This is a genomic window from Scytonema hankhaensis NUACC26 (genome assembly GCF_045865695.1).
In the GTDB taxonomy this organism is placed as follows: domain Bacteria; phylum Cyanobacteriota; class Cyanobacteriia; order Cyanobacteriales; family Nostocaceae; genus Scytonema.
In genome coordinates this window covers 1-5,228 of the sequence record NZ_BAACAP010000036.1, presented here as the reverse complement: position 1 = coordinate 5,228, position 5,228 = coordinate 1, and the positions used below count along the sequence as shown (strand labels likewise).

Here is a 5,228-nt window from a genome sequence, read left to right as displayed (position 1 = left end):
GTATCTGTTGCATTTGGTGCTTCTAAAGCTGTTAGGTCTTGCAGGAGAGTTGAAACTATTGTTGCTGGTTTTTTCTCATCAGAAAGTTTAAGAGCTTCATCTAAGGCGTTGTACCATAAACCAGCTTCAGCATATAAGTCTACTTTTTTGGTTCCGTCTTTTGTCACGGAAAGCTGTTTTGTCAGAGATGATGGTATTTCTACTACTCTAAATTCTGCCCTTTCTACTAAATATCCTTGCGGACACTTGATAGCTGCTTGCCAAAGATATTTTTGTCCTACAGTTAAACCGGGCTGATTCTCTGGTAAAGAGTATTTGTTAATTCCTGCCGAACTTGATAATTTTACTGGTTCTCCTATTGGTTTTGAAGGTTGATTGTTTGAATCAAATTCAAAAATTCGGAGATCTACTGGATAAGCATTAGATACAAACCAAGCAAAAGTAGGGTAACGAGAAGTTGTCTCTCCAATATGTGTTTTAGGTGCAAGTATTGTTAAAGGGATTTTATCTTCCGGACATCCCCTTCCACCTCCTGTTCTAGAATAGTCGCTTGGAGGTTTTTGACCGCGAGGGGGAATGTAACGTGCTACAGCTAAGGAAGCAGTAGTGAAATATAGACTCAAGACACAGCTAGTGACTAGCCAGGGGTTTAAAAGTTGTTTTCTCATACGTTGCGTTGTAAAGTTTTTGTTAAAAATCTCAGTTTTCTTTGGAAATATGCTTTCAACCTAAACTTCATTGTGGAAATCCAACTCCTGTTACCTGCGAGAGGCCAAGTTAACTCACATACAGTTCCTTTAGGAGTCATGCGTTCTCGATTAAAATATCCTCCTAGTAGTTTTGCTAAATTTTTACTGTCTCTAGTTCCTTTGCTTTCACAGTTGGAACGGATACCCAATCCATTATCTTTAATCTTTAGACTATACCATCCTTGTTGTTTTGTTCCTGTAGCAGACAAACGAGTGACTCCCTCAGCATGTTTTCCAATATTGCATAAAGCTTCTTCAAGAAATTGACAAAGTTCTCGCTTGCGTTCGATAGTTAAAAATTGCTCTTCAAGAGGTTCAAAGGAACGAACTTTGGCTTTAAGAGTTTGAAAGTAGGGAAAATTTCGTTCAATGGTACTGCTGTAAACTTCATAGAAAAGTTCATGAATTGGTCGCTTTAAATCTATTTTTAAGCCACTTCCCAAACGAAGGCTTTCTTTTATATTAAGAGTTTGTCGTGTTAAGTATTCACCAACATCTCTAATTTCTAAATTCAAATTTTTTATATCTGTTAGTAATTCTTCTTTGGATAGATCGCGATCTTGTACATTCCTTAACAGTACAGCTAAGGTTTGTAATGGTCCATTGTGGATTTCTGTAAATGCCATTTCAATAGTGTGTTGTCGGATCGCAATTTGAGCTTTTAGAGATTGCTCGTACTGATAGCAAGCGCTAAGAAAATCTACAAAATTTATTCCTAAAATTAATAAAATCGGTGCTACAGGTATCCACCAACCCCAAAGTAATGCATAATAACTGATTGCGATTAGACCAAGACTACTTAAACTCACAGCAAACAGGTTGCGCCATGGGGATTTGATTGTCAAACTTAGACCAATGGTAATGAAACCCCAACCCAATATCCATAAATATTCCCACTCCTCCGACCAAGTTCTTAACAGTGGTCGTCCATCCATAACAGCACTGATAATCTGACTAACAGCATGAGCGTGAAACTCGACTCCATAAATCTGTCCGTGAAGCTGCAATTCTGAAATGGCTGATGTATAAAATAAGTCAGGAGCGCTAATAGCTGTCATACCGAGCGTGACAATGCGATCGCGTATCCATTCTGGCTGAAAATTCCCCGTTTTGATATCGTTAAGCGATACCGTTCTAAATCTTTCTTTCCCATTACGAAAGTTGAGAAGAACCTTAACTCCTTCTGCATCAGTTCCCACATACCCCCCTGAGTTCGATAACAAGCGGGGAAGTTCTGTTTTACCAAACTTCATTGTCTGGCGATCGAGTTTGCCATTTTCAAGGACAATACCTTTCTGAGATAAGTAAGCTTCTGCTAAACGCAAAGGGAAAGAAAATTTATAATCATTGGGATTTTGAGGACTCAATGCGCCGAGGAGAGTGCGCCTGTATTTACCATCTTTATCTGGAATGATATCTGAAAAACCAACTTGTTCGAGAGGTAAATTCGGTATGGAGGAAAATTGATCTGGTGGTAAGACTTTTTCAATACCGATAAAACTTTTGCTTTGCTTCAAGGCTTCAACGAGTTCAACATGACCGGGTTCTACGGGTACATTTCTTGCAATATCAAGTCCAATTACTATCGGTTTGTATGTCTGCAATTTTTTAATAAGTTCAGCAATTTCCCTATCCGGTATCGGATATTTTCCTACACGTTTGATATCAGCTTCATTAATGCCAACAATCAAAATTCGTTCATCTATTGGTTCGTAGGGACGCCAACTGAGAAAGGTATCAAAGGTGACTAATTCTAAAAATTGCAGCCAACCACTGAGACGCGCTATGATGACCAACACGACGACAACTAATCCCAAGCGTCCTCCCAAACGCCAAATAGTAAATTTCTCTTTGAATAACGTCCAGATATCTTGCTGCATACTCTTAATAACCTAATCAATTAATCCTTCTTCTCTAGCCTTAATTTCAGTTTCAATTCTGATATTCTTGCCATCTTTCTTGCTATCTTCAGGATAAACACCCAAAACGTCTTGGACTTTAGTCCAGTAATTACGTACCGTGCGTTCGGCTACAACCATCCTGTCTGCGATCGCTTTATCTGTTAATCCTTCTTCAAAAGCCAACCTCAGAAGCTCTAACCACTCTGGTTTCACTTCTATTCTTTTTCCTAAATCTCGTGTATGAGTTCCTCCCTCAATAGCAAGGTGTATTCGAGTTAACATCTCCTGTTCGGAAAGCCCTTTATCAGCGACTGTAAACCCTCCTTGATGATTATCTATTTCGTGTCTGATTCGTGCTAAAGCTTTAACGTAACTGCTTTGCACCATAAGATTAAGATTGGGATAGTCGTGCATTAACTTTTGCAGGAGTTGCAAACCCGTATCAATTTGGGCTGTCATTCCCGATTTTTCTGGAATCGAAAGGTCTACAACAACAAGATCGGGTTGAGAGTTTAATAACTGGTTAACAGCATCTTGTGCTGTTTTAGCTGTGAGAAATTCAGCAGTTGGGTACTGTTGGCGCAACACGTCAAGGGTTCCACCTAAAATTAACTGGTGGTCATCAATAACAAGAAGTTTTAACTTTGCTCGCTGTGCTGAATCTTGGCTCATCATTAAATCTTTCACATTTGTTGTCATCATTTTAGTAGGTTGGGTTGAGGAACGAAACCCAACAGCGTAGGTTGGGTTGAGGAACGAAACCCAACAGCGTAGGTTGGGTTGAGGAACGAAACCCAACATTTACAAGCATTTGTTGAGATTCTCCAAGGGGAAAGCCCAACCCACAAAAGTTCTCAGCCCTTGTAGTATTGGGATAGTGGTTAGTTGTTAGTGGTCAAATCCAGTCATTAGGAGCGATGTAGCAACTAACAACTAACAACTAACCACCAACAACCTTCTTGCAATACGTGCTTCTGATTGTAATCAAGGAATAAAAACCAGTCCAGGCAGAAAACTGCACATTATCATGCCAAAAAACGTTAATTAACTTTGCAGAAATTCATTTGATATGAAGCTCTTGTGTTATGATGATGCATTGCTTGGAGGTTTGCTTATGGCGCACCAATTTGAGTCGGGATTTTTCGTAGCCAAAGCTGCATGGCACGGTTTAGGAACAGTTTTAAATAAACCACCGACTACCTCAGAAGCCATAGTCCAAGCAGGACTCAATTGGCGGGTGATGGAAGAGCCGATATATCGAACAGACGAGCAAGAACAAGCGGTTTTGCGGAAAAACCTGATACGAGATTGCGATACGGCTTCAGCCGTTAAGCCTTCGGCTTATCGCCACATTCTAGGAACAGTCAAGTATGACTACGTACCCCTGCAAAATCAGGATGCTTTCCGGTGGTTTGACCCTTTGATTGAAAAAGGGGGTGTAGAACTGGAGGCGGCTGGTAGTCTTCAGGAAGGTAAGAGAGTTTGGGTTCTGGCAAAAATCGTTTCCACTGAAGCTGCTATTGTTCCTGGGGACTGGGTGCGCCCCTACTTGTTGTTGCACAACTCTCATGATGGCTCATCAGCTGTATGGATTCAATTTACTCCCATTCGTGTCGTCTGCTGGAATACTCTCAGTGGAGCCGTCGCACATCGCTTTGGAGATTTATGGAACAAGCAAGCAATTTGTATCCCGCATACTCTCGATCTCCAGGCTCAGCTAGCTAAAGTACAGGATTTAGTTGACTTAACAAAGCGACAGTTTCATTTCAGCGTTGAAGAGTACCAAGCGATGGCAAATCAGGAACTCAACAGCGAACTATTTGCAACATACACGGGAGCGGTTTTGGGCATTCCAAGCCCTAGAATGCATTCTGATTGGAATCAACTTCTGGCTAACTTTGAGAATGGAATTGGGAATCAAGGCAAGACTCTTTGGGATGCTTACAATGCCATTACACAATGGTTAGATCGTCAAAGAGGGACATCTGATGCACAGAGATTGGAATCTACTTGGTTTGGTGCTAATGCTCAACTGCGTGTCAAAGCACATCAAGTCGCTTTAGATCTGATTCGGATTGCTAATAAAACTCATGTGTACGATGTTTTGAAAGAGAGTAGACGTGAAGCAACTTGTTGCTAGCAAAATACCCGACTTTTGCAAAGTAGCGAAGTCGGGTATCTGGGAAAAGTGAAAGACAATTCAAGGTTGTCAAAAGTCGAGTTTCTTTCATACTTATAAGCTCCAAGATATGCAAATTTATGCAAAACAAAATTTTTTTCTCAAGTTAAGAGTTTTTAATAACTCAGAAATAAATTGCTTTGATAACTCACATAATAAAAAGTATTCTATTGCTACAAAAGACCTATTTATGCTTCTTAGAATGCCGTATTAAGATGATTTATTAACACAATAGAGCATCCTCCTGTACAGAAAACTGCACATCTGTTCTCACTATTGATCTTATACCAATTCTCCAAATGATTGCTACACACGATCCCCATAAATCCCCCTTAAAAAGGGGGACTTTAAGTACTTTCCCCCCTTTTTAAGGGGGGCTAGGGGGGATCTCAATCTGTT

4 protein-coding genes are annotated in these 5,228 nt (G+C 40.3%); 1 reads left to right on the top strand and 3 read right to left on the bottom strand.

The features are described from left to right. The 3 genes from ACKTT2_RS00660 to ACKTT2_RS00650 all read right to left on the bottom strand — a co-directional run. The coding region (locus tag ACKTT2_RS00660) for a DUF928 domain-containing protein (RefSeq protein ID WP_407882943.1) at positions 1–668 on the bottom strand (668 nt) is incomplete at its 3' end. Beyond that, positions 665–2,629 carry a sensor histidine kinase gene (locus ACKTT2_RS00655; RefSeq protein WP_407882941.1) on the bottom strand — a complete coding sequence of 655 codons (1,965 nt, stop codon included), beginning with the start codon at positions 2,627–2,629 and terminating at the stop codon, positions 665–667. The genes ACKTT2_RS00660 and ACKTT2_RS00655, both read right to left, overlap by 4 nt. Before the next feature lie 12 nt (positions 2,630–2,641). Continuing rightward, positions 2,642–3,352 carry a response regulator transcription factor gene (locus ACKTT2_RS00650; RefSeq protein WP_407882945.1) on the bottom strand — a complete coding sequence of 237 codons (711 nt, stop codon included), beginning with the start codon at positions 3,350–3,352 and terminating at the stop codon, positions 2,642–2,644. 412 nt (positions 3,353–3,764) lie between these two features. Between ACKTT2_RS00650 and ACKTT2_RS00645 the strand changes: the two genes are divergently transcribed. Next, positions 3,765–4,790 (top strand): DUF932 domain-containing protein, encoded by a 1,026-nt coding sequence (locus ACKTT2_RS00645; protein WP_407882939.1) that lies wholly within the window; start codon positions 3,765–3,767, stop codon positions 4,788–4,790. Positions 4,791–5,228: the final 438 nt, after the last annotated feature.